Annotated in this window: 17 protein-coding genes; 6 read left to right on the top strand and 11 right to left on the bottom strand. The window is 41.4% G+C overall.

Annotation, left to right across the window (positions count from 1 at the left end; all coding sequences use genetic code 11):
- Positions 1–3 precede the first annotated feature (3 nt).
- Positions 4–1269 carry an EAL domain-containing protein gene (locus AC0VX7_RS07910; protein WP_475427391.1) on the bottom strand — a complete coding sequence of 422 codons (1266 nt, stop codon included), beginning with the start codon at positions 1267–1269 and terminating at the stop codon, positions 4–6.
- A 138-nt stretch (positions 1270–1407) separates the two neighbouring features.
- On the opposite strand from AC0VX7_RS07910, the gene AC0VX7_RS07905 reads away from it, so the two are divergent.
- Positions 1408–2199: a C39 family peptidase gene (locus tag AC0VX7_RS07905; protein ID WP_475427390.1), complete on the top strand. Its 792-nt coding sequence runs from the start codon at positions 1408–1410 to the stop codon at positions 2197–2199.
- 135 nt (positions 2200–2334) lie between these two features.
- On the opposite strand, the gene AC0VX7_RS07900 is transcribed toward AC0VX7_RS07905, so the two are convergent.
- Complete coding sequence (locus AC0VX7_RS07900) at positions 2335–2559, bottom strand: hypothetical protein (protein WP_475427389.1); 225 nt, start codon at positions 2557–2559, stop codon at positions 2335–2337.
- Positions 2560–2735: 176 nt separating this feature from the next.
- Here AC0VX7_RS07900 and AC0VX7_RS07895 point away from each other — a divergent pair, with 176 nt between their 5' ends.
- Complete coding sequence (locus AC0VX7_RS07895) at positions 2736–3617, top strand: metallophosphoesterase (protein WP_475427388.1); 882 nt, start codon at positions 2736–2738, stop codon at positions 3615–3617.
- Here the strand turns inward: AC0VX7_RS07895 and AC0VX7_RS07890 are convergent, their stop codons facing one another.
- Positions 3618–5735, bottom strand: coding sequence for a sensor domain-containing protein (locus tag AC0VX7_RS07890; RefSeq protein ID WP_475427387.1), 2118 nt, complete (start codon positions 5733–5735; stop codon positions 3618–3620).
- 203 nt (positions 5736–5938) lie between these two features.
- Between AC0VX7_RS07890 and AC0VX7_RS07885 the strand changes: the two genes are divergently transcribed.
- Positions 5939–6436, top strand: coding sequence for a L,D-transpeptidase family protein (locus tag AC0VX7_RS07885; RefSeq protein ID WP_475427386.1), 498 nt, complete (start codon positions 5939–5941; stop codon positions 6434–6436).
- A 103-nt stretch (positions 6437–6539) separates the two neighbouring features.
- On the top strand, positions 6540–7010 hold the full coding sequence (locus AC0VX7_RS07880; RefSeq protein WP_475427385.1) for a YkyB family protein: 471 nt from the start codon (positions 6540–6542) through the stop codon (positions 7008–7010).
- Between the two features lie 224 nt (positions 7011–7234).
- Here the strand turns inward: AC0VX7_RS07880 and AC0VX7_RS07875 are convergent, their stop codons facing one another.
- Positions 7235–8137: a chemotaxis protein gene (locus AC0VX7_RS07875; RefSeq protein ID WP_475427384.1), complete on the bottom strand. Its 903-nt coding sequence runs from the start codon at positions 8135–8137 to the stop codon at positions 7235–7237.
- Between the two features lie 210 nt (positions 8138–8347).
- Positions 8348–8818 carry a DinB family protein gene (locus tag AC0VX7_RS07870; RefSeq protein ID WP_475427383.1) on the bottom strand — a complete coding sequence of 157 codons (471 nt, stop codon included), beginning with the start codon at positions 8816–8818 and terminating at the stop codon, positions 8348–8350.
- 140 nt (positions 8819–8958) lie between these two features.
- Between AC0VX7_RS07870 and AC0VX7_RS07865 the strand changes: the two genes are divergently transcribed.
- Complete coding sequence (locus tag AC0VX7_RS07865) at positions 8959–10104, top strand: aminotransferase A (RefSeq protein ID WP_475427382.1); 1146 nt, start codon at positions 8959–8961, stop codon at positions 10102–10104.
- A 39-nt stretch (positions 10105–10143) separates the two neighbouring features.
- Here AC0VX7_RS07865 and AC0VX7_RS07860 read toward each other — a convergent pair whose 3' ends face one another.
- Together AC0VX7_RS07860 and AC0VX7_RS07855 are read right to left on the bottom strand one after the other, a co-directional pair.
- Positions 10144–10320 carry a hypothetical protein gene (locus AC0VX7_RS07860; protein ID WP_192473589.1) on the bottom strand — a complete coding sequence of 59 codons (177 nt, stop codon included), beginning with the start codon at positions 10318–10320 and terminating at the stop codon, positions 10144–10146.
- 62 nt (positions 10321–10382) lie between these two features.
- A complete protein-coding gene (locus AC0VX7_RS07855; protein ID WP_475427381.1) occupies positions 10383–11264 on the bottom strand; it encodes an NAD(P)-dependent oxidoreductase in 882 nt (293 codons plus the stop codon).
- Positions 11265–11541: 277 nt separating this feature from the next.
- Here AC0VX7_RS07855 and AC0VX7_RS07850 point away from each other — a divergent pair, with 277 nt between their 5' ends.
- Positions 11542–12207 carry a GNAT family N-acetyltransferase gene (locus tag AC0VX7_RS07850; RefSeq protein ID WP_475427380.1) on the top strand — a complete coding sequence of 222 codons (666 nt, stop codon included), beginning with the start codon at positions 11542–11544 and terminating at the stop codon, positions 12205–12207.
- Positions 12208–12727: 520 nt separating this feature from the next.
- On the opposite strand, the gene ptsP is transcribed toward AC0VX7_RS07850, so the two are convergent.
- The 4 genes from ptsP to AC0VX7_RS07830 form a co-directional block, all read right to left on the bottom strand.
- Positions 12728–14443 (bottom strand): phosphoenolpyruvate--protein phosphotransferase, encoded by a 1716-nt coding sequence (gene ptsP, locus AC0VX7_RS07845; RefSeq protein ID WP_475427379.1) that lies wholly within the window; start codon positions 14441–14443, stop codon positions 12728–12730.
- Complete coding sequence (locus tag AC0VX7_RS07840) at positions 14443–14709, bottom strand: phosphocarrier protein HPr (RefSeq protein ID WP_041965588.1); 267 nt, start codon at positions 14707–14709, stop codon at positions 14443–14445. Before AC0VX7_RS07840 ends, ptsP begins: the two co-directional genes overlap by 1 nt.
- A gap of 314 nt (positions 14710–15023) precedes the next feature.
- Positions 15024–16280, bottom strand: a complete 1257-nt coding sequence (locus AC0VX7_RS07835; protein WP_475427378.1) for a hypothetical protein — start codon at positions 16278–16280, stop codon at positions 15024–15026.
- Positions 16277–17473: a DUF58 domain-containing protein gene (locus tag AC0VX7_RS07830; RefSeq protein WP_475427377.1), complete on the bottom strand. Its 1197-nt coding sequence runs from the start codon at positions 17471–17473 to the stop codon at positions 16277–16279. Before AC0VX7_RS07830 ends, AC0VX7_RS07835 begins: the two co-directional genes overlap by 4 nt.
- Positions 17474–17477: the final 4 nt, after the last annotated feature.

Raw genomic sequence — 17477 nt, 5'->3', positions numbered from 1 at the left:
TTGTTAAAATAACCCTTCACGTTGATTAAGAAAGGAGGCGCTCAAATCAATAAATAAAAATTCTGTTCCATTTAAAGGCAGCGAAAACGTCCGAATGACCTCCCCTGTTTCAATATCACTGTAGCGGTCTGACAGGATCCCTTTTTTCCCTGTCCTCATTCTAATGATATTCTCGAGGAAGTAAGGTCTCCAGCTCCAGTTCTTACCCTCGTATTTTGGCTGCAGCAGCCACTGATCCCCTGTTTTATAAAGGTTTGGCGATAGCTGGAAACCATCTTCATCACATATATACATCCGGAAGGCAATTCCATCGAGGCTGTCTCCTAGAGAAATGAGGAACTCGCTTGAATTTTGCCATTTTTTATTGCGGTTGATCAGTTCCTGGAACTTCGTGTGCAACTCGATTCTCAAGTCAAAAAAAGAATGAAGCCGTTTCTTCTCGGAAAGAATAAACCCATGAATTTCAGACTTTAATTTTTCCCTCAGGATATCCTTTTCCACTAATCGCCTTTGAGGTTTAATCAGATAAAACCCTTGATAAAACCTGCCCCCGTTCTTCCAGGCAAACTGCAGCTGGTATGGAGTTTCGATGTTTTCAAACAATAGGGTTGCGCCAATTTTGCGCGCGAGAATGGATAAAGAATGAAGGACATCTATATAAGCTGGGCCTGAGTTATTGGACTTTAGGGAGGACATATCAATTTTTAGAATTTCAGGCTCAATACCTGCTATGTGCTCGAAATAGCTGCTTTCACTTCCGACTTTATCCATCGCGATTTTAATCCCAAAGGATTTGTAATAGTTGATTAGATGTTCTATATGAACTTGTTCATTGGAAACAGAAATTTCAAGAACTATATTTTCAGGTTTGACTCCCATTTCCTGGTACGAAAGAATTAATTGTAAAAATCCTTCTCCATCGTCCATCATTAATAATCCTGCATCCCTGTTTATAAACCATAAAAGCTCCTGTTCCCCTGAATGAGAGGCAACTTCCATCGCTTTTATAAAAACGACATTTTCAACTTCGATCCGATACTCTTCCGGGATGGTATCATCCTGAAAAAAAGACCCAAGGCTTATATCATCATTTCCGTTAATATACCGGGCCAATACTTCATACCCAATGATCTTATGCTCATCAGCATTAAAAATCGGCTGAAAAAAAGGAACGACATGTTCTAGGTTAGTTAAAATATCCAGAGCATCCAATTCAAACTGAAACCTCCCTTCAAAATGCAACTGCTTGCGAATACAAATAACGATCATTTTTCTACTCATTAATGTGATATGAATGATTTTACCATAATATGAGTATTCCCTCAGTTACACTGTTTCCATTTTCCTCATGTCATAAAATCAGCTTATTAACCAAAAATAAAAATAGGCTTATGGAAGGATGATGACATGAAAACGTGGCATTTCATCGGCATTCTTCTTCCATTGCTTGGATGCAGCCACGGCTCGCCCGCCGAAAATGAAGCACAAACGCATAAAACCTTAAATACACCAATCATCACGACTGAAAGTCCTGAGCCAATTCAGGAAATGGCGGTCCCAAACCATATTCAAAAACAGGAAAAACGACAGCAACAACAAAAAAGCAAAGCGTTAATGAACGTACCTTTGATCAAACAAAATCCAGAGTTGAAATTCGGTTGTGAAGTAACCAGCCTGGCGATGATGCTAAAATATGCCGGAGCTGATACAGATAAAATGAAGCTTTTCAACGAGATAAAGAAAGATAATAATCCTTTGAAGAGATCAGCAAACGGTGATATTTTGAGCTGGGGGAACCCTGCTGAAGGTTTTGTTGGGGATATGACCGGAAAGCAGGCAGGTTATGCGGTCTTCGATAAACCAATGGTTGATTTAATTAATCGGTATTTACCAGGCAGAGCCGTCAATTTGACAGGCAAAGATTTTAGCGAAGTACTTGAGCATGTATCTGCTGGTTATCCAGCAGTTGTATGGACTACTGGCGATTATCGACTGCCAGATCGGTGGGAATCCTGGACGCATGGCAATGAGGTCATTAAAACGCCAGTAGACCTTCACGCAGTCGTCCTGGTCGGTTTCAATGAAACAAATGTCTTCTTGAACGACCCTCTGTCTGGACGAAAACAGGTGCCAGTAAACAAGACTCGCTTTATCGAAACATGGAAAGCGATGCAATCAAGAGCAGTCAGTTACCGATAAAATATTGAATAAGGCTGGATTTTATTCCGGCCTTGTTTTTTTTATTATTCAGAGTGGTCGACTCAAAAGTCTCCCGAGCGGGTTGCCCGGAGGAAAGCCGCTTCAGGCAAAAACAGGCAACAACTAATGTAACTTTTAGTTTTCTCTTCTCTTTTTTTCAAGTGATCTGTTAAGCTTTACAAGCGAATGGACGATGGTCCTTTTCTTATTAAAACCTTTCGCGGTAGCACTTTCGCCATTAAAGACAGCTATTGCATTCCCCCATGTTCCTAAACGATTAAAACCATAAACAAAAACCTTTATATGTCCATTTTTTGCGGGAATAAATATCATTTCCATCCTAATATCATAATCATCCATCAACAACACCTCAAATTCATTTACCTATAAAGGACTTGACATATTTCCTTCCTCTTCCCTTTTAAAATTAATTAAAAACATCATGATTCAGGACCTTTCCCTAAAATGGCACTTCTAATTTCCTTGTTTGTTTGCTAGTATAGTAGAGAAAATTCGGGAATAGGTTGGTATTTTTCATGTCTGAACAAATCACTCGGAGGACTTTTATTAAAAGGGCAGTCGGAACTTTGTTGACTGCTGGAGGACTCGGCACAGGGAGTTATTTTTATGCCCGTGAAGTCGAACCCCGCATGCTTGATATTACCCGTCATACTATTAAAAATGCCGCGTTGCCATCCGGGTTTGATGGAGTCAGGATCATTCAGTTCAGCGATACCCATATCGGATTCCAGTATACAATGGAACAGCTGAAGCAATTGATTACCAAAATCAATAAACTGAAGCCTGACCTGATATTTTTCACTGGGGATTTACTTGACGACCCCCGACACTTCACTGAAAAAAACAAGCTTATTTCCATGTTGAGCAACCTGGATGCCCCGCTAGGAAAGTTTGCCGTGTATGGTAACCATGACCATGGGGGATACGGGTCAGATCTATATAAACAAATAATGGAGCAATCAGGATTCACATTATTACTGAACACCTCAGCTGACATCAAGCTACTAAATGGCAGTTCGATCTGGATTGCCGGAATCGATGATGCTATGCTCGGTAAACCTGATTTGAATGCGTCCATGGCCAAAATACCAACTAACTCATATACAATCCTTTTATCCCATGCCCCAGACAAAGCAGAAGAAGCAGCACAATTCCCAATTCAAATGCAGATGAGCGGACATAGCCATGGAGGACAGATCCAGGTTCCCTTTTACGGCCCATTGGTTACCCCGCCTTTTGCCGAAAAATATGTGGAGGGCTTTTATACTGTTGGCCCCAACGACGGTCTGACTCTATATGTGAATCGCGGTCTTGGAACGACCAGGCTTCCGTTCAGGTTTTTGTCCCAGCCTGAACTTGCGATTTTCACCTTAAAAAGTGAAAAAACAAGCAGCTGATCAGCTGCTTGTTTTTGGTTTCAGGATGAACTTTTCCTCCGCTTCCTGCGCTCTTAATGGTCTGGCAAAAAAGAACCCCTGTGCTTTTTCACAATCGGCATTTGTCAGGAAATCAACCTGGCTCTGCTCCTCGACACCCTCGGCAATCACTTCCATTCCAAGACTGTTGCCCAAGTGGATGATCGTTGTTATGATGGCGGCATCCTTGCCGTTATACTTTATATCTCTTATAAAACTTTGGTCAATTTTCAATACATCAATAGGAAACTGTTTCAAATAACTAAGCGATGAATACCCAGTGCCAAAATCATCTACCGAAATTTTGATTCCCAAGTCCTTCAACCGCTTCAGGATTGGGATCGTCTCCTTTGTATCCTGCATTGCTCCCTCGGTGATTTCGATTTCCAGAAGAGATGGCTCAATATTGTACTTCTCTATCGAACTCTTGATGACCCGCACTAAGTCCAACTGCATGAATTGCTTAGGAGATATATTAATAGCGATCCTGATTGGCTTTCCGTTCTTCTCCGTCCATTCCTTGATTTGCCGGCATGCACCGTCAATTACCCAGTTGCCAATCGGGATAATCAATCCAGTGTCCTCTGCAAGAGGGATGAATTCGGCTGGTGAAATAAAGCCAAATTCACTGTTGTGCCAGCGCAGCAATGCCTCGAAGCTTGATATTTCATTGGTAAGCAGATGGATCTGCGGCTGGTAATAGAGTTCTAGTTCGTCCCGTTCAATTGCTTTTCGCAAATGAGCCTCGAGCGCTATGATATTTATCCCGGTAGACTGCATGTCAGAGCGATAAAATTGATAATGGGCCTTTCCTTTTTCTTTTACGCTATATAAAGCTTCATCAGCATATTTAATCAGTGTTTCAGCATCCTTCGCGTCATTCGGGAAAAGGCTGATCCCAATACTCGGTGTAATATAGTACTCCTGAGAATTAAAATAAAAAGATTCATTGAACCTGAATAAAACTTTTTGCGCAAACTCCCCTGCACTTTGCCTGTCTGTTTTTTCCAAAAGAATGATAAATTCATCGCCGCCCTGCCTATATACAGTACAGTTTTCTTTTTGGATGTCGATCAATCGATGTGCTACCTGCTTTAAAATCTGGTCACCAACAAGATGTCCAAGTGTATCATTCAAATACTTGAAACGATCTATATCCAGAAACAGAAGGGCAAATTCAGTCTTTTGCTTTGTTTTATTTTTGACAAGACTATCCAGTTGATCAAGGAGGGCACGCCTGTTGCGCAATCCAGTCAGCTGGTCATGAAATGCCATGTACTTAATCAGTTCGGTGCTTTTTGCCTGCTCGGAAAGATCTCTGATAATGATATACATACCCTTAATTTCAGAATGAATTACGATCGGAATTGTCTTTAAATGGACCGTCAGGAATTTTCCTTTTCGATGCATGAACCGACAATCGAGCGATTCTTTTGCATTACCCATTTTCGTATCGGATAAGACTTCCTTAAAGGGAGGCAGGTCACTTTCACATATTAGGCTCGTGATTCTCTTCGATTTTAGCTGTTTGACAGTATAACCTGTCAATAATTGAGCGGCCGGGTTGACATCAAGGATCTTCCCCTTTAAATCAATTGAAAAAACAGCATCCAGATTATGGTCAATGAGCGAACGATATCGTTGCTCGCTATCAATCAATCTATTTTTTTCTTTAAAACTCTCTGTTATATCCCTGGTTACCGCGACAACATATTTTACTTCCCCGTCTTCATCCTTGATGGGGGTCAAAAGCGTCTCTCCAAGAACCTGATTGTCATTATCCATGTCTACTTCATCATGGAAAACGACTTCCACGCCCTCATTTACCGCCTTAATATATTGTTTTTTCAATGGATTCAGATGGTTTAGAGGTAAAACCTCATCCATCGTCCTGCCGATATCACTAATAGCCATTCCTGCATGGAGCAGACCATTCTCATTGGCAAATAAATAACGAAATTGGTAACCCGGTTCGACCTGCATAATAAAAACAAGATCTTTTACATGTTTAAAGATGATATCTGAAATCATCTGTTCTATTTTTGTCGAAGCAGAAACGCCTCTTCTTTTAGTTATTCTTGATTGCTTCATCTGATTCATCAAACCATCCTCATTCCAGAAGTACAATAGTACCTGGTCCATGATTGCGAACTAGTTTTATATTCCTATTTTACTCTTTAAAATAAGGAAAAACGATACTATTTTTTTAAAATTTACAATCTTTCGCTAAAAAACGACAAAAGATACTCGAAAGGTGCCCTCTCCAATCATCCAGCATAGACTGCATTAGAGGAGGAGATTCCATGTATCACATTGTTAAAAGAGGAGAAACGCTAGCGGTGATTGCCGCTAATTATCGCAGGCCGCTTCAACAAATCCTTGCGGCCAATCCTGGTATCACGAATCCTGCACTCATTTATCCTGGCCAGCGAATCGCAATTCCGGGACTTCCAGACCCAGCTTCTATTCCTTTTTCGATTTCCGTTTCACTGGGCAACAGAAGGCTTACACTTTTTCGATCAGGCACGCTGATAAAATCCTATCCCGTTGGTATCGGGAAAATGCTTACGCAAACCCCGGTTGGCGAATATGTGATTGTGAACAGAGAACCTAATCCCGGCGGCCCATACGGCTCCATGTGGTTGTCGTTATCAAAACTTGGATATGGTATTCATGGAACAAATAATCCTGCTTCAATCGGCAAAGAAGTTTCGAAAGGATGTATACGGATGCATAACAAAGATGTTCTTGAGCTGGCACGGCAAGTTCCCAATGGAACTAGAGTCAGAATCACCCGATAGTTTTCTATTAAATGGCTTCTATTTCTCAATCAGCCAAATTAAGGGTATAATGAAAATAGTTAAAAAAAGACTTGCTTAACAAAAATGAAAGGAGCCTAACCCATTGAATAATGAAAGGAACAAGATCCCCTTACTCCGTCCAACGATTGAGAACCTCTCACAAGCAATCTTCACTGTGAACCGTCATGCCAAGACTGCTCCCAATCCGAAGTTTTTATATCAGTTAAAACATGATGCGATAAAAAAAATGCTGCGTGAAGGCAAAGCTAAAAAAACAGGACTCCATTTTTCAAACAACCCGAGAAACAGCCAGCAGCAATCAGACGTACTAGTGGTTTGCGGTGATTACACATTCCATATCCCGCCGACTAAACAGGATTTTGAGCAGCTTCCCCACTTAGGAAAACTCGATCAGTCAGTGAGGAACCCAAGGGCAACGATCTCTTTGACCACCGCGAAAAGGTTATTGTCAGCCTACACAGGATTGACAGAATCCACCGAAACAGCCGGAGCAGGCAAGACGAGGAAATATGCGAAACCCGTATTCAAGAAGCTCGGAGAACGCTACCCTTAAAAGAAAGCTGATAACCAGCTTTCTTTTTTTATTTATAGTTGTGTTCGTAAAGATTGTTGTTAAAATCCTAAAGCCGATTTTAACGTAATATTAGGCCATTTTGCAGGTCGGTATTAAGTTTGCATGCTCTTTTCTCATAAAAAGAGTCAACTTTGCGAAGAAACATTAGTCATTCAATCCTATTTTGTATTCAATAGCAACAAAGTTTGAGAAAAGAGCCTTGTTTATAAAATCAATTCATCTATTTTAAGGACCAGTTCATTTATCTCTGGCTTGCTGATCTGGGCATCTGCTCCCACGACACTACCCTTATGGCGCAGTTCATTCGTGATTAATGATGAAAAAATGATAACTGGAAGTTTTTCCAGAACCGGATGTTCTTTTATCCTTTTTGTCAGGTGATGTCCATCCATCTGCGGCATTTCGATGTCTGTAATCACAAGCTGTACTGCCTGTGAAAAAACGTCAGTATTCTCTGCCAGGTGTTCAAGGTATGTAATGGCATCCTGTCCATTCTCGAAAAATTCTAGGTAATGGAATCCAGCTTCACTCAAAGTGTCATGAAGCATTTTTCTTAACATCGCAGAGTCTTCCGCAATCACGATTTTCTTCAAAGATCGCTCCCTCGGACCAAGTTTCTTGACATCGCTGACCTTGATTCCAGAATCAGGATTAATCTCAAGCAGGATTTTTTCAAAGTCCAGGAAAAGTACCATTTCTCCGCCTAACTTGATTACTCCGATTATTTGGCTCTCCTGTCCCTGATACATGTCTGACGGCTTCTCAATTTGAGCCCAGGATATGCGGTGAATTTGCGAAACGGTATGGACATGGAAGACTGTCTTCATCTGATTGAATTCGGCGACAATTAACTTGTCCTGCTGTGGATTTGTTGACTCCTTTAGGCCCAGCGCAGCAGCGACATTGATGACCGGCAGCACTTCTCCCCTAAGCTCCATGATTCCCTCAACAAATGGATGGGCGTTCGGAATTGCCACTACAGGTACAGGATTGAGGATTTCTTTCACTTTCATGACATTTATCGCAAATTTATTCTGGCCAATGCCGAACTCGACAATTTCCAGTTCATTCGTGCCTGATTCTAATAAAATACTGCTATCATTCATAATGTTCTTCCTTCTCTATATAAAATTAGTACTATATACCTCTTATCGGCACGACTATTTAAACTGTTTAGTCAAAGACTTGAGAATCAAGGTGCTTCAAACTAAAAATGTTCTATTGTCACGAAAACGGCAAAATCCGTTGGAGAATTTACCAACCAAGTTCTGAGACCAAATAAAAAAGCAAACCGAAAGCTCGGTTTGCCATGTTAATTATTTGACCAATGTCCTGCCTAATGCTACATCTACTTGCTTTTGATGATGAAGGTCGTGCTGGATAAAATCGATGAAATATTCCCCAACTGTCATATGGTGTTCGGAAATTTTAAATGACACAGCCAGCTTGGCATTGTCCATTTCTTCAAGCATCTTATGGAATTCTCCTCGAACAGCAAGAAGGCCACCGAGAACCTCTTCTTTTGTGGTACTTTCTGCGTATTCACGTGCTCGTTCGTTGACACTTTGAAAATCAGGGTAGGAAGGCAATTCAGCTCCTTCTTTGAAATAAGGGAACCTTTCCTTTAATGAGTATTGATCCCAGAAAAGCAAATGCGACACAACCGCGGCAACCGACCATTTCCCATCCCCTATAGGCTTATTCCATTCAACATCTGACAGGCCCCTGAGCGAATGGATCCATCCATCAAATTCTTTATAATGTTGTCTTATCTCTTCCAAATTCAATTGGATCTCCCCTTTTGATTTTTTCTTAAATTAATATTCGCCACGCCACTTAAATAACCTTTTTGCCTGAGAGGACGAATTTTACATCTTTCTCATTCATCATGGTAAAATAGTGATATTCAATCGGAGGGATGAACGAAGTGGAACATTTAATTAACAATAGGGTAAAAAATATAGAAATCTCGGGAATACGGAAATTCTTTAATATGGTTGCAGATGTGAAAGACATGGTTTCCTTGACCATAGGCCAGCCCGACTTTCCGACACCTGAACATGTCAAAGAAGCTGGCAAGAAAGCGATAGATGATAACATCACTACATATACCCATAACGCAGGACTGATTCAGCTTAGGAAGGCTGCGACGGACTTTTACCGCAAAAAATATAATGTCGATTATTCAGCAGAACATGAAGCAATTATCACTGTAGGAGCAAGTGAGGCTATTGATATAACTTTCAGGACCATTCTAGAAGAAGGATGTGAAGTCATCATCCCCGGGCCTGTTTACCCAGGGTATGAACCAATTATCAAACTTTGCGGTGCTATACCGGTCTATGCGGATATCAGGAATACACAATTCAGGATGACTGCCGAGTTGATTGATAGCCTGATCACCGACAAAACAAGGTGTATCGTCCTACCATATCCATCAAATCCGACCGGGGTCAGCTTGAATGAAGAGGAACTGAAAGAAATTGCACAACTACTAAAAGACAGAGAACTCTTTGTCCTGGCAGATGAAATCTATAGTGAGCTTGTTTATGAGCAGCAGCATGTTTCAATTGCTCAGTTCATGAAAGAAAAAACCATTGTTATCAATGGACTATCCAAATCCCACTCGATGACCGGCTGGCGAATAGGGATGCTATTTGCACCTGAATATCTTGCAAAACATATTCTGAAAGTGCATCAATACAATGTGACATGTGCGACTTCGATTTCACAAATGGCTGCTTTAGAGGCGTTAACAGCCGGGATTGATGACGCATTGCCAATGAAGCAGGAGTATGCTTCAAGGCTGGATTATGTATTCAACAGACTACAGTCCATGGGTCTTGATGTAATCAAGCCTGATGGCGCGTTTTACTTTTTTGTCAAAATTCCGGCATCCAATATCTCATCATTTGATTTTTGTATGGAATTGGTTAATGAAGCGAAGCTGGCAGTGGTTCCAGGGAGTGCATTCTCTGAATTAGGAGAAGGATATTTCAGACTTTCCTACGCATACTCAATGGATACGCTAAAAGAAGGGCTCGATCGTTTGGAAAGTTATTTGCGGAAGTAAAGTGGAAAGCCGTTCCTCATCGGCAGGAACGGCTTTTTATTATCCCTTGTATTTCCCGTTATTCTTAGAAGCTTTCTCTTTTTTCGCCTTATCCTTATGGATCTTATTGGTTGCTGCACTGCCAATTTCATGTGAAAACTCAGAATCAATTACAGCAGAGTCAAAACCCTTTTTGTTCTTTTGCTGCGGGTCGTTCTTTTTCGTCCTTTTAGCCATAAAAATCCCCTCCTTTAGGTTTTAGTATCTTTACCTGGGGAGGGGTCTATGACTAGAAAATATTATAATTGTTTCCAGTACTTATATAGTGCCTGTGTACCGCTGTTTTCTTCGCCTTTTTCCGCGATTTGCTCATATAGCGACAACGCCAAAGAAAGTCCTGGTACTTGCATGTCCATACGCTTCGCTTCATCCAGGGCGATTTTCATGTCCTTGATAAAGTGCTTGATGTAAAACCCTGGCTCGAAATTACCATCAATCATCCTTGGTGCCAGATTGGAAAGCGACCAACTGCCTGCAGCTCCTGTCGATATGCTCTTCAATACGGTTTCAGGATCAAGGCCAGAGTTTTCTGCATAGATAATCGCTTCGCACACACCGACCATATTGGAAGCAATCGCAATTTGGTTGCACATTTTTGTGTGCTGACCTGCACCAGCCTGACCCTGATGAACAATATTAGTGCCAAGGATATTGAGCAAGGGCTCTACCTGAAGAAAAGCCTCATCATCGCCACCTGCCATGATAGCAAGCCTTGCTTCACGGGCACCGATGTCCCCGCCGGAAACAGGCGCATCAATTGCATGAACCTCCTTCTCTTTTGCCTTTTCATAAATCTCTTTTGCAAGGGAAGGAGTCGAAGTTGTCATATCAATTAAATAACTACCAGGCTTGGCATGGGCGATGAGACCGTTCTCCCCCAAATAAACCTCTTTCACGTCTGATGGATAGCCAACGATCGTAAAAACAACATCTGCCTTCTGTGCTACATCTCGCGGTGATTCTGACCATACCGCTCCTTTATCCAGCAGATCAGCAGCCTTATCCTTTGTTCTGGTATATACGGTGAGCTGATAACCCGCATCAAGCAGATGGCCCGCCATGCTTTTCCCCATAACTCCTGTACCAATAAAGCCAATAACCGTATTTTCTTTAGACAGCATATGTACTCCTTCTTCCCTTTGCAATTTTAGTTATATTTTAACATTAGACATAACAAAAGGCCGAGAATTTACTCCTCGGCCTCCAGAACGATCTACCATTTTATGCGCAATATTAGTTTACCCTTCCTGTAATAGTTCTAAACCTATTTTTGACTAACCAATAATAGGCAACAACTAGAATCTTCATTGAGGAACATACTTTTTTACACTTAACGATTTGACCTTGTGTTCGCAATCTTTTTATACTGTGCTTATACTATATTTTCGAGGTGCGGATATGTTTTATAAAGAGCTTTATGTTTACGACAGCAACAAACCAGTAAAATCCGTCATAAGAAACTACACGAAAGCTGATTTTGACCAGTTGATCCAGGTACAGAGGGAAGCCTTCCCTCCCCCGTTTCCAGAAGAACTCTTGTGGAATACCGAACAACTGACCAATCATATTAGCTTATTTCCGGAAGGTGCACTCTGCGTCGAAATCGGTGGCAGAATCGCCGGTTCAATAACTGGCTTGATTGTTCATTTAGACAATGGTGACGAAGACCATTCTTGGGCAGAAATAACTGATAATGGCTATATACGGAATCATGACCCGGAGGGCAATACTCTCTACATTGTCGACATATGCATAAGTCCTGCTTATCGCAAATTGGGCCTTGGAAAATGGATGATGCAATCTATGTATGAGACCGTTGTGCAATTGGGGCTCGAACGGCTTTTGGGCGGTGGCCGGATACCAGGTTACCACTCGCATTCCGCCGAATTGTCCATTGAGGAATATGTTGAAAAGGTGCTTCAAGGTGAATTGAAGGACCCTGTCGTTTCATTTCTACTGCGCTGCGGTCGTACACCGGTCAAACCCGTAGCAAATTACCTTGAGGACGAAGAATCCTTAAATTATGGAATGCTGATGGAATGGAAGAATCCTTTTAAAGCTTAGAAGCTGCCGAGCTGTGTGACAGGCAGCTTTTTTAATTGTACAGTCTTAAGCGGACAGTTATGAGGACTTTTTGAATCTGTCTGAAGTTGCTTCTTCTTCTGACTGGTTTTCTGCTTTTTCCTCTGAACCTGTCTGAAGTTGCTCCTTCTTCTTACAGCTTTTCTGCCTTTTCCTCTGAACCTGTCTAAAGTTGCTCTTTCTTTTGACAGCTTTTCTGCTTTTTCCTCTGAACCTGTCTGAAGTTGCTCTTTCTTTTGACAGCTTTTCTGCCTTTTCCTCTGAACTTGTCTGAAGTTGCTCCCTCTTCTGACAGCTTTTCTGCTTTTTCCTCTGAACCAGTCTGAAGTTGCTTTTTCATCTGACATTAAAAAACTTAAGCACAAAAAAATGCCGGCTGATAAACAGCCGGCCAAATCTGGGGGAAAATGAGAATGATTAGCTTACTTTCAGTCTAACCAAAGTGCTTACTCATCTATACCCGCTCTATATAGGTTAAAACTTTTTTTATATTACAATTATGTTACAAAGAAATTGCCTGGTTTACTGCTTCTACGACTTCTTCTGTTGTGCTCATGTTCAACACATCAGAAGCCAACTTCTCCATATCCGCTTTGTTTAAGTTCCTGATCAATGAGCGTGCTTTCAGAATGGAAGAAGCACTCATGGAGAACTCGTCAAGGCCAAGGCCAAGCAGGATTGGAATCGCCGTTTCGTCTCCGGCCATTTCTCCGCACATACCAGCCCACTTGCCTTCCTTATGAGCAGCATCAATGACCATTTTCACAAGACGAAGGATTGATGGGTTGTATGGCTGATACAGGTATGATACTTGCTGGTTCATCCTGTCCGCTGCCATTGTGTATTGAATCAAGTCATTTGTTCCAATGCTGAAGAAGTCGACTTCCTTAGCAAATTGGTCTGCAAGGACTGCAGTAGAAGGAATCTCAACCATGATGCCAAGCTCGATATGCTCAGCAACCTCGATGCCTTCCTCAACCAATTTCGCCTTTTCTTCTTCAAGCATTGATTTTGCTTCCCTGAACTCATTAAGAGTAGCAATCATCGGGAACATAACCTTCAGGTTGCCATGCACACTGGCACGTAAAAGAGCGCGCAGTTGAGTGCGGAAAATTTCCACTTCCTCAAGGCAAAGGCGGATTGCCCTGAAGCCAAGGAACGGGTTCATTTCTTTAGGCAGGTTCAAATACGGAAGTTCTTTGTCTCCGCCGATATCCAAAGTTCGGACAACGACTGGCTTGCCTTCCATGCCTTCTAGCACTGCCTTATATGCTGTATATTGTTCCTCTTCTGTAGGAAGCTGGTCCCTGTCCATATATAGGAATTCTGTACGATAAAGTCCAATGCCCTCGCCGCCATTTTCGACTACACCTTTTAAATCCTTAGGCGTACCGATATTTGCTGCAAGTTCTACATGATGGCCGTCAGCTGTAACTGATTTTTCATTGACCAGCTTAGCCCATTCAGCTTTTTGCTTTTCGAAATCTTCCTGAACCTTCTTATAAGCTTCAAGCACTTCAGGAGTTGGATTGAAATGTACTTCGCCCTTCAATCCGTCAACAACGACGATATCCCCGTTGTTGATTTCTTCTGTAGCTGCTTTCGTACCTACGACTGCAGGAATTTCCATTGAACGAGCCATGATTGCTGAGTGGGAAGTTCGGCCGCCGATATTCGTTGTAAAGCCTTTTACAAATTGGCGATTTAGCTGTGCAGTATCAGATGGAGTCAAATCCTCAGCCACGATGACCACTTCTTCAGCGATCATGCTTGGGTTCGGTATTTGAATTCCTAACAAATGTGCTAGAACTCGTTTGGTCACATCGCGGATATCAGCTGCTCGCTCTTTCATATATTCATTGTCCATTGATTCGAACATGCCAATGAACATGTCAGCAGTTTCTTTCAAAGCATGCTCTGCATTGACATTTTCAGTTTTGATTTTATCTTCGATGGGTGAAATTAATTCTGGATCGCTCAATACTAGAAGATGAGCATCAAAAATCGCTGCTTTATCAGCACCTAAAGCCGTTCCCGCATGATCGCGGATCTTTTCAAGCTCAGCTTTTGATGTCTGAAGCGCTGACTGGAAACGCGCAATTTCTTCAGCAGGAGCCTCTATTGTTCTTTTTTCAAAAGAAAAATCCGGTTCAACCAGCTTATAGGCTTTCGCGATTGCAATGCCGTTTGAAGCGGCAATTCCCTGGAGAAAGCCCATTATTCAGCTAAACCTTCTTTTTTAAGAGCTTCTTCTAGTGTATTAAGAGCATCTTGCTCGTCGCTTCCTTCAGCGAAGATTGTGATATCTGCTCCCTGGCCGATTCCTAATGACATTACACCCATGATTGACTTAAGGTTAACCTTTTTTTCTTTATATTCTAAGTGGATTTCTGAATCGAACTTGCTTGCAGCCTGTACAAGCATCGTAGCAGGACGTGCGTGAATTCCTGTTTCAGCAACAACCTTGAATTGTTTTTGTACCATACTATATCATTCTCCTTTTAAATAGATGATTAAGATGACCATACATGATGCCTTCCAAACTAAATGGTTCAATTCAGCGAAAGGTCAAAACTTTAGGCCGCTAAAATGATATTTGTATTTTACCCATTTGTATTGTTCTTTCACACCATATATTGTTTCCAATCATTTCCGCAGAAATTAGAATTGGCATCCCACACAAAAGAATAGCATTTTGGATAGGCTTAGACAATGAAAAAACCTTGATTTTTAAAGGTTTAGAGCATTTTTTTCAGTAAAACGTTTTCATTTTATCGAAATTGTGACAAAAACATATTTCATCGCCTGAAGATGTTCTTTATGTTATCTTTCAACCCTGTTTTGCCCTTTTCCTTCTGTAATTTTTCCAGTGTATTGAATTGTTTTTTTATTTCTTTGACTTCAGCCTTGAACCACCCATTCATTTGTTCATCCAAATGCTCGCCATACCTGACCCATTCGTATGCCTGAATGGTCCGTAGGTCATATTGGATGCCAAGTCTGTCGAACCATTCCCTAACATCCTCATGATGAAGCCTTCCTAGCTCCTTTTTATGGGCATATTTTTCGAGCTGAAAGATTTCCTTCCTTATAAAGTTGTCTGGAACTGCTGTCCGCATTCTTGTCAGAAGGCCGCTGCTTATTGAACCATCAATGGGAGTTGTGGTAACAACCCCTGCTTGTACCGCTTCTTCCTCGGGCTGTCTCCTAAATAAATTGGACTTTTTATATATAAAGTAAAAAGCAAATCCAATTATTACTGCAAACAGGATAGGACCCCAAAGATCAGGATCGAAAACCTGCCTGGCCTGCTCGATCGATGTGTCATTTTCAATATTGGGCATTTGCCCGGAGAATACTTTATTTGCCCTGGCTTGCATACTTGGAGAGGCAATCCAGGCAAACAAAGGATATAACAGAAGAGAGAGTGTCCATCCTATCACTTGCAGGGCAATAAAGAAAATTTCTTTCAGAATGCCTCTCCCAAACGTCAATACCGAAACCAGGAGCAATATAAAACCCAGCAGCTTCGAGTAGGTGACAGCAAATCTATTTTTCGAGCCTAGTTCAACATCCATCCACTTGAGCAAGAATTGCCCAGATAATATAAACAGCAGCTGAAAGATTAAAAGGAAGACGACTTGGATTAAATAGGACCCGCCATAAAAATAAGCAAGCGGTGAAACGAACACCCCAATCAGAAAGGTAACCACAAGCCATACACTTTCTGAATGACTTGTTGAATCCTGGTGGAATTTAAGCACCCTCCAAAAAATCAATATTGCCATAATCCCAGTGTAAAAATGCTCCAGATTACTCAAACTGCCTGTCACAAAGAGAAGCGGGATGATGACCAGAATATATATAGGCTTTGCTAGAATTGGCTTCAGCTCCAATAGAATGGTAAAAAGTATTGAGGCAGCGGCAGCTGTTCCCATGGTTGCCAGTAAAGGCATTTGTTGGGAAGATAGCAAATGAAATATCACAAATATGAGGCTTGCAAAGGTCCATTCTATATAAAAACGAAAAAAGACATTTAAAACCCTGCTTTTCATTTGCCAGACACATCCTTCAACATCATTTTCATTGGTTCAAGGAAGGCATTTTCGTTATGCATTTGCAGTTCTAATAATTGAACTCCCTCTCTTAACCATTCCTGGATATATCCATCTGATCCTGTTGAACGAATCCCTGCATGTATCATGGTTGGTGCAATCGGTAAATGCCTTTTATAAAAAAATAGCACCTGCTCATGTGGAATAGTTGGTGAATGAAAGTCTGCAATTGCCAATAAATCAAGCAGCTTTTGCAGGTGATCCTTGCCAGACCCTAATGGCAGATAGGTAAATGGTGTGAATCCTGCAGACCTGATATTCATGCAGAGCGAGAAGGGAATATTCCGCTTATGAAAAAAGTAAGCCATTTCTGCTGTGCTGCTCATCAAAAATTCCAGCTTGCTAGTCACTGAATAGCCGTCACTAACATTGATGAAAAGAACCGCACCTGCCTCATTGATCCGCTCATACTCTTTCGTTTGTAATGTCATTTTCCTTGCACTTGCTTTCCAGTTGATTCTATTGAAGCTGTCTGTCGGCAGATAATCTCTTGTTCCGATTGGCCCCATATTATCTTCAAACAATGAAAAATTGGATGGATTGTGTCCAGGCTTAACTGACTTATGTTTATCGATATTGCGCACTGAAATAGCCTTAGGATAGACGAGTGCCTCTATGTTGATAACGTCAGAGAACTCGAGAATCGTATCGCCGAACCCAAAGAAATGCGGGATATGGAGCTCCATTTTTCTAATTTTTGATAATCCCCGCTTTTCAGCTATAAAAGGAATTTTGATGTTGACTTTTTCTTTTTGTCCCATTGAAAATGGCAGGCTTACATCAACTCTGGCCGAATGGATATGATACTCGCCTGCAACAGGGACAACAGCACTGTCAAAATAGATGGAGAGATTGCCTTTCATGATCGGCAGACCTTGATTAAGGAACTGAAGGCTCCACTCCCCTTTGTCTCCGATAAAAAAACGATTTCGCTTGCGGCTGTTATCAAAAAACAAGCCTTCGCCAATATGTTTCAGATAATAAGAATTACCGGCTGCCATAAAAATAATCATCAGTCCGGCTCCAAACATCAGCCAGGAATTTATGTAAAAGCTTGAAATCAGTAAAAGGATTCCGAGAAAAGCCAATATGGACAGAAAACGGTCCTCAATGACGATTTTTTTCCATTGCATTGGC

The organism is Mesobacillus sp. QJM3NY_10, from assembly GCF_056173465.1.
This window is presented reverse-complemented; position numbering and strand designations above follow the sequence as displayed.

Excerpts from the sequence above, each read along its gene's own strand:
- AC0VX7_RS07905 (WP_475427390.1), top strand. The coding sequence starts at position 1,408 with ATGAAAACGTGGCATTTCATCGGCATTCTTCTTCCATTGCTTGGATGC.
- AC0VX7_RS07910 (WP_475427391.1), bottom strand. The coding sequence starts at position 1,269 with ATGATCGTTATTTGTATTCGCAAGCAGTTGCATTTTGAAGGGAGGTTT.
- AC0VX7_RS07890 (WP_475427387.1), bottom strand. The coding sequence starts at position 5,735 with ATGAATCAGATGAAGCAATCAAGAATAACTAAAAGAAGAGGCGTTTCT.
- AC0VX7_RS07875 (WP_475427384.1), bottom strand. The coding sequence starts at position 8,137 with ATGAATGATAGCAGTATTTTATTAGAATCAGGCACGAATGAACTGGAA.
- ptsP (WP_475427379.1), bottom strand. The coding sequence starts at position 14,443 with ATGGGCTTTCTCCAGGGAATTGCCGCTTCAAACGGCATTGCAATCGCG.
- AC0VX7_RS07830 (WP_475427377.1), bottom strand. The coding sequence starts at position 17,473 with ATGCAATGGAAAAAAATCGTCATTGAGGACCGTTTTCTGTCCATATTG.
- AC0VX7_RS07900 (WP_475427389.1), bottom strand. The coding sequence starts at position 2,559 with ATGGATGATTATGATATTAGGATGGAAATGATATTTATTCCCGCAAAA.
- AC0VX7_RS07860 (WP_192473589.1), bottom strand. The coding sequence starts at position 10,320 with ATGGCTAAAAGGACGAAAAAGAACGACCCGCAGCAAAAGAACAAAAAG.
- AC0VX7_RS07840 (WP_041965588.1), bottom strand. The coding sequence starts at position 14,709 with ATGGTACAAAAACAATTCAAGGTTGTTGCTGAAACAGGAATTCACGCA.
- AC0VX7_RS07835 (WP_475427378.1), bottom strand. The coding sequence starts at position 16,280 with ATGAAAAGCAGGGTTTTAAATGTCTTTTTTCGTTTTTATATAGAATGG.
- AC0VX7_RS07850 (WP_475427380.1), top strand. The coding sequence starts at position 11,542 with ATGTTTTATAAAGAGCTTTATGTTTACGACAGCAACAAACCAGTAAAA.
- AC0VX7_RS07885 (WP_475427386.1), top strand. The coding sequence starts at position 5,939 with ATGTATCACATTGTTAAAAGAGGAGAAACGCTAGCGGTGATTGCCGCT.
- AC0VX7_RS07895 (WP_475427388.1), top strand. The coding sequence starts at position 2,736 with ATGTCTGAACAAATCACTCGGAGGACTTTTATTAAAAGGGCAGTCGGA.
- AC0VX7_RS07855 (WP_475427381.1), bottom strand. The coding sequence starts at position 11,264 with ATGCTGTCTAAAGAAAATACGGTTATTGGCTTTATTGGTACAGGAGTT.